Annotated in this window: 6 protein-coding genes, 1 tRNA gene and 2 pseudogenes; 5 read left to right on the forward strand and 4 right to left on the reverse strand. The window is 72.6% G+C overall.

Features of this window, described 5'->3' with window-relative positions; genetic code table 11:
- A pseudogene (locus ACTHMS_RS22515) lies at positions 1-696 on the forward strand (deoxyguanosinetriphosphate triphosphohydrolase); the annotation flags it as partial.
- 101 nt (positions 697-797) lie between these two features.
- Here the strand turns inward: ACTHMS_RS22515 and ACTHMS_RS22520 are convergent.
- The gene (locus ACTHMS_RS22520; protein ID WP_440308897.1) at positions 798-1181 is read right to left on the reverse strand and encodes a YchJ family protein; all 384 of its coding nucleotides are present in this window, start codon (positions 1179-1181) and stop codon (positions 798-800) included.
- Entirely contained in the window at positions 1182-1808 is a 627-nt protein-coding gene (locus ACTHMS_RS22525) for a hypothetical protein (RefSeq protein ID WP_440308898.1), read from the reverse strand.
- Between the two features lie 120 nt (positions 1809-1928).
- On the opposite strand from ACTHMS_RS22525, the gene dnaG reads away from it, so the two are divergent.
- Together dnaG and ACTHMS_RS22535 are read left to right on the forward strand one after the other, a co-directional pair.
- Positions 1929-3812 carry a DNA primase gene (dnaG, locus tag ACTHMS_RS22530; RefSeq protein ID WP_440308899.1) on the forward strand — a complete coding sequence of 628 codons (1884 nt, stop codon included), beginning with the start codon at positions 1929-1931 and terminating at the stop codon, positions 3810-3812.
- On the forward strand, positions 3812-4327 hold the full coding sequence (locus ACTHMS_RS22535; RefSeq protein ID WP_440308900.1) for a hypothetical protein: 516 nt from the start codon (positions 3812-3814) through the stop codon (positions 4325-4327). The genes dnaG and ACTHMS_RS22535 overlap by 1 nt, the downstream gene beginning before the upstream one ends.
- 18 nt (positions 4328-4345) lie before the next feature.
- Here ACTHMS_RS22535 and ACTHMS_RS22540 read toward each other — a convergent pair whose 3' ends face one another.
- A complete protein-coding gene (locus ACTHMS_RS22540) occupies positions 4346-4582 on the reverse strand; it encodes a hypothetical protein (RefSeq protein WP_440308901.1) in 237 nt (78 codons plus the stop codon).
- 100 nt (positions 4583-4682) lie between these two features.
- On the opposite strand from ACTHMS_RS22540, the gene ACTHMS_RS22545 reads away from it, so the two are divergent.
- Positions 4683-4755: transfer RNA gene (locus tag ACTHMS_RS22545), tRNA-Asn, on the forward strand.
- Positions 4756-4889: 134 nt separating this feature from the next.
- Positions 4890-5144 (forward strand): Smr/MutS family protein, encoded by a 255-nt coding sequence (locus ACTHMS_RS22550; RefSeq protein WP_440308902.1) that lies wholly within the window; start codon positions 4890-4892, stop codon positions 5142-5144.
- A 7-nt stretch (positions 5145-5151) separates the two neighbouring features.
- On the opposite strand, the pseudogene ACTHMS_RS22555 reads toward ACTHMS_RS22550, so the two are convergent.
- Positions 5152-5361 (reverse strand): annotated as a pseudogene (locus ACTHMS_RS22555) (glycoside hydrolase family 9 protein); the annotation flags it as partial.

Below are 5361 nucleotides of genomic sequence, written 5' to 3' on the forward strand. Positions count from 1 at the left end.
GGGGGGGCGGCGGGGGGGCGATTTCTCGAGGCGCTGGTTAGGGACTGGGCCTACGACATCGCCTACTGGGTGCACGACGTCGTGGAGGGCGTGCACGGCGGGCTGATCCGGCTCGGCACGGTCGACGACGCGGCGCGCGAGGTGCTGTGCACGATCGCGGCCGCCCAGTACTCACCGCTGTCGGCCGAGCAGCTGGCACCCGTGCTCGACGAGCTGCTCGACCTGCCGACGCTGCGCGACCTCGCCGAGTACGACGGCAGCCACCGGGCGCAGGCGGCGGCGAAGCGGGCGACGTCGGAGCTCACCGGGCGCTTCGCCGGGGCGGCGGTCGCGGCCACGCGGGCCGCGCACGGTGGTGGGCCGCTCGCCCGGTACGACGCCGACCTGGTCGTACCCGCCGGCATCGCCGCCGAGTGCGCGCTGCTCAAGGCGATCGCGGTGCACTACGTGATGCGCCGGCCCGTTGCGTCCGAGCGGCAGGGCGAGCAGCGGGCGCTGCTCACCGAGCTGGTCGAGCTCATCCGTGCCGGCGCCCCGGGCACGCTCGACCGCTCGCTGCACCGCGCCTGGCACGCGTCCGGCTCGGACGCGGAACGGTTGCGCGTCGTCGTCGACCAGGTCGCCCAGCTCACCGATTCGTCCGCCGTCGCCCGGCACGCCCGCCTCACCGCCGCCGCCCCCGTCCACATCGTCTGAGCGTCGTCCCGCGGCGGCTGCTGCCCGCATGCGTGGCGACGCTGCTGGGGTTGGTACGGCGTGTCGCCCCGCAGCGTCGCCACACACGCGAGGCGACCGGGTCAGCGGGGGAGGGCGGCGACGTAGCGCCACGCGCCGTCGTCGCGGACGAAGCTGCTGCGCTCGTGCAGCACGCCGTCGGCGCCGTGCTGGCGGTAGTGCGCGCGGAACTCGACGACCCCGGCGCTGTCGTCCGGGCCCCCGCGACGTTCGGCGAGGATCTCCAGCCGCGTCCAGCGCTGCGCGGGGTCGAGTTCGATCGAGGCCGGACGAGTGGTCGGGTGCCAGCTGGCGACCAGGTACGCGACGTCGCCGACGGCGAAGGCCGAGTAGCGCGACCGCATCAGCTCGCCCGCGGTCGCCGCGCGACGGGTGCCGGCGTGCAGCGGGCCGCAGCACTCGGCGTAGGCGCCGCCGGTGCCGCAGGGGCAGGTGGACGCGGCCACTCAGCTGCTCGGCGAGGACACCGGCGTGGTGTTCGCGACCTGCAGCGTCTCGCCGTTCTTCGTCGTCGCCGCGTGCACGTAGAGCGTGTAGTAGTCGTAGTCCTGCGCGCAGTCGAAGGGCAGCGTGGTCGAGCCGTTCGCCGGCAGCGCCGGGCTCGACCCCTGGCCGTCGCTGCCACCGATCGCGACCGCCGACTCGACGATGTAGGCGGTCGTCGCGCCTCCGCCCGAGGTCCAGCTCAGGCTGACCGTCCCGTGCGTGTCGCTGCGGTCGGTGCAGTGCGGGGTGCCGGTGAAGCTGGTGATGACCGCGTTGTCGGCCGTCGGCGCGCTCGACGACGCCGAGGTGGACGGGTGTCCTGACCCGCCGGTGTGCCCGCCGCCGGTCGTCGTGCCCCCGCCATTGCCTCCGCCGCCGGTGCTCGTCCCGCCACTGGTGCCGCCGCCGGTGGTGTCGGACGACGGCGCAGAGGACGGCAGCGAGGACGGCGCCGACGATGGTGCGGACGACCGCGCCGAGCTCGCCGGCAGTGAAGAGGCACCCGATCCGGTGCCCGAGGTCGTCGACGAGCACGCGGCGAGCACGACGGCGGCGGCCGCGAGAGCGGGCACGAGCGGGATATGCATGCGGGCACCCTAAGCCCGCCCGGGGACGCGTGACCCTGACGAAACGATGACGCCCGGTCGTCCATGCGTTCGTCCCCAGCGCCGGGCACGGTTGTCGGTGGGCGCGCATAGACTCACGGCGTGCCAGGCCGGATCCGCGACGAGGACATCGCCCTGGTGCGCGACAAGTCGGCCATCGCCGATGTCATCGGCGAGTACGTGCAGCTGCGCAGCGCCGGCGGCGGCAACCTCAAGGGGCTGTGCCCCTTCCACGAGGAGAAGTCCCCCTCGTTCAACGTCACGCCGTCCAGAAATTTGTGGCATTGCTTCGGTTGCCAGATGGGCGGCGATGTCATCCGCTTCGTCCAGAACATCGAACATGTCGACTTCAGCGAGGCGGTCGAGCGGCTCGCCAACCGGGTCGGCATCCAGCTGCGGTACGAGGAGGGCACGCAGCGCGGGCCGGCGCGGCCCGCGGGGCAGCGGCAGCGGCTCGTCGACGCGCACGCCGAGGCGCAGCGCTTCTACGCCGAGCAGCTGCGCAGCACCGACGAGGCGCGGGCGGCGCGCGAGTTCCTGGCACAGCGCGGCTTCGACCAGTCGGTCGCCGAGCACTTCGGCTGCGGCTTCGCGCCGTCGGGGTGGGATGCCCTCACCCGGCACCTGCTGGCCAAGGGGTTCACGCCGGCCGAGCTGACCCTCGGCGGGCTGTCGCGCGAGTCCGGCCGCGGCTCGCTCATCGACCGCTTCCACCGCCGGCTGCTCTGGCCGATCCGCGACGTCGGTGGCGACGTCGTCGGCTTCGGTGCCCGGCGGCTGTTCGACGACGACCGCATCGAGGCGAAGTACCTCAACACCCCCGAGACGCCGATCTACAAGAAGTCGACGCTGCTCTACGGCGTCGACCTCGCCAAGCGCGAGATCGCCAAGCAGCACCGGGCGGTGATCGTCGAGGGCTACACCGACGTCATGGCCTGCCACCTCGCCGGCGTCACCACCGCGGTCGCCACCTGCGGCACCGCGTTCGGCGCCGAGCACGTGCAGGTGCTGCGGCGGCTGCTGATGGACTCCGACACCTTCACCGGCCGGGTGATCTTCACCTTCGACGGCGACGCCGCCGGCATGAAGGCGGCCGAGCGGGCCTTCGGCGACGACCAGAAGTTCATGGCGCAGACCTTCGTCGCCGTCGAGCCGCACGGTCTCGACCCGTGCGAGCTGCGGCAGCAGTCGGGCGACGTCGCCGTGCTCGACCTCGTGGCCGGCGCGATCCCGCTCGTCGAGTTCGTGCTGCGCACCAATGTCGCCCGGTTCGACCTCGACACCGCCGAGGGGCGCACCGCCGCGCTCGACAGGGGCATCCCGCTGGTGGCCGAGATCAAGGACTTCGGCCTGCGCGACGAGTACGCCCGCAAGCTCGCCGGCCTCGTCGGGCTCGACGACCCGATGCGCGTCGTCGCGCGGGTGCGCGGCTTCGTCAAGGGCGGCGAGAAGCGGGCGGCCGAGCAGGCGCCGCCGCCGGTGACCAGGGCGGCGTCCGCCCCGGTCGACGAGGCGGTGGCGAAGGTCGAGCGCGAGGTGCTGAAGATCGCGCTGCAGTCGCCTGGACTGGCCGGGGCGGAGTTCGAATCGCTGACGCCGACCGCGTTCCACGTCGCCGGGTACCAGGAGGTGCGGCGCGCGATCGACGCCGCGGGCGGTGTCAACGCCGGGCTCAGCGGCGCCGCGTGGGTCGAGGCGGTCGCCGCCCAGCTCTCCGACGAGCGGATCAAGGGCGGCGTGCACGCGCTCGCGGTCGAGCCGCTGCGTGCGTCGTCCGACCCCGACGCCCGCGCGGCCTACGCACAGATGGTGATCGCCCGGCTGCTCGAGATCGCGAGCGGGCGCGAGATCGCCACGATCAAGTCGAAGCTGCAGCGGATGAACCCGATCGAGCAGCCGGACGAGCACGCGCGGCTGTTCGGCGAACTCATCGCCCTCGAGAGCTACCGGCGCAGCATGCGCGAGCGGGCGCTCGGCGCGGTCTGATGCGGCTGCGGCGCGAACGTCCGCCGGCCGCCGCGCTGGCCGTGCTGGACGCGGGGGAGCGGGTGGTGTCGTGGGCCGACACCGACGAGGGCACCGTCGTGCTCGTGACGCCACGCGGGGTCTGGTGGCCCGACGCCGGCTCGAATCGCCTCATCGGCTGGCAGCACATCTCGAAGGCCGTCTGGCAGGACGGCGCGTTGACGATCACCGAGGGCGACGTGGACGAGGGGATCATCCGCGACCGCGCCCCGGTGTCCGTCCGGCTCGCCGTCCCCCGTGACCTGCCGCCGGCGATACGCAAGCGCGTCCAGCTCAACGTCGTGAGCACCGAGGTCGCGACGATCGCGCCGCTCGGGTCGGCACGCTTCGTCGCCCGTCATCTGCCCGGACGCGACGGGGTCGTGTGGTGGGCCCGGTTCGAGCCGGGCACGCCCGACACCCCGGCCACCCGGGCGTCCGTGCGCGCGCGACTGGCCCAGTTGGACGAGCAGTGGCGGGCGGCGCAGACCCCCTGACCGGCGCGGCCGCGACCGTCAGGCGCGGTGGTGGCCGTTGACGCCGTTCGTCGAATTGATCTGGTCGTCGATCAGCCCGCGCGCCTGCTGCTTGAGCTCGTCGAGCTGTGCGTGCATCACGCCCGCGGTCGCCTGCACCGTCTGGCTGCCGGCCACCCGCCGGGCCAGCGCGACGATCTGGTCGTAGCGCTCGCGTCCGGCCTTCGCGCCGAGCACGTAGCCCACCGCCCCGCCGACGAGCAACGACAGCTTCATCCGGTTCCTCCTGCGTCCGCTGGCCTCACCGTAACCCGTGCTGATCGTGGCGGCGGCCGTGGGTTACGCTTGTCCGGCTGCTCACGGGCAGCGCACGCAATCCCCCGTAGCTCAATTGGCAGAGCATTCGACTGTTAATCGAAGGGTTACTGGTTCGAGTCCAGTCGGGGGAGCTGAGGCCCGGTTCTCCGGGCCTTCTTGCATTTCCGGGCGCGCCCGGCCGTAGGCTGCGACACGTGCGCACGCCAGGGCAGCACGCCCGCCGCCCGGCCCGCCGGCCCCATGCCGCGGGCACCGGGCCGACGCCATGAAGCTCAAGCTCGATCTTCACGACATCTACAACCGTGGCGGCGAGATCGACCGGGCGTTGCGATCGATCATCGACGAGGCCGTCGCGAAGCGCGCTCCACTCGTCGAGATCATCCCGGGCAAGGGCAGCGGGCAGCTGAAGAAGCACGTGCTGCGCTTCCTCGAGCAGCGTGACGTCAAGGCGCTGTACCACCGGGTCGAGAAGGACAAGGACAACTTCGGCCGGGTGTTCGTCCATTTCCGCTGGAAGTAGCTTTCTGCTACCGGGTCGTCTGCGCAGCGGCCGCAGCGATCGCGGTGCCGGTCATGTCGAGCGCGGGTTCGTCGGTCTGCCACGACCGGACGTCATCGAGATAACGGCTGCCGTGCCCGTCAAAGCGGTGCAGGCCATGCACGACGCAATGCCGCATCCCGCCCTGGAACCCGCCGAGCCCGCCGGCGAAGAGCCCGGCGCTGTTCGGTCCATTCAC

The sequence above is a fragment of the Jatrophihabitans sp. genome, assembly GCF_051960575.1.
Lineage (GTDB): Bacteria > Actinomycetota > Actinomycetes > Mycobacteriales > Jatrophihabitantaceae > JBQCEE01.

Coding starts and splice junctions, on each gene's coding strand:
- ACTHMS_RS22525 (WP_440308898.1), bottom strand. CDS start 1,808: ATGCATATCCCGCTCGTGCCCGCTCTCGCGGCCGCCGCCGTCGTGCTC.
- ACTHMS_RS22535 (WP_440308900.1), top strand. CDS start 3,812: ATGCGGCTGCGGCGCGAACGTCCGCCGGCCGCCGCGCTGGCCGTGCTG.
- ACTHMS_RS22540 (WP_440308901.1), bottom strand. CDS start 4,582: ATGAAGCTGTCGTTGCTCGTCGGCGGGGCGGTGGGCTACGTGCTCGGC.
- ACTHMS_RS22550 (WP_440308902.1), top strand. CDS start 4,890: ATGAAGCTCAAGCTCGATCTTCACGACATCTACAACCGTGGCGGCGAG.